Below are 285 nucleotides of genomic sequence, written 5' to 3'. Positions count from 1 at the left end.
GAGTATTATTATGAGTTACAATCAAGAAGGATACGAATTTAAAATCACGCAAGCATTTAACTGTTTAAATGACGCAATAGCTTTAACATATTCATCAGTAAATCATTTCTTCGATATACCTAAGGCGATTAATAAATACGGAGTACTTGCTACTGTAGCTTTATCCAAAACAAAACAATTGAATCTTACTGATACAAAGTTAGAGAGTATAGTAAAAAATGGTTTTATTATATATGAGGTAGTAGAAACAATCATCAAAGCCAGTAATGCCATCACTAAAGATCA

Annotated in this window: 1 protein-coding gene; it reads left to right on the top strand. The window is 29.8% G+C overall.

What is annotated here, in order from left to right; genetic code table 11:
- Positions 1-10: 10 nt before the first annotated feature.
- Positions 11-285 (top strand): DUF5424 family protein (locus tag KYQ89_RS04655; protein ID WP_218460620.1); only part of this gene is annotated, 275 nt, incomplete at its 3' end.

The organism is Rickettsia sp. TH2014, assembly GCF_019249195.1.
GTDB lineage: Bacteria > Pseudomonadota > Alphaproteobacteria > Rickettsiales > Rickettsiaceae > Rickettsia > Rickettsia felis.
The sequence above is the reverse complement of the archived record's forward strand: the minus strand, read 5'-3'. Positions and strand labels throughout refer to the sequence as shown.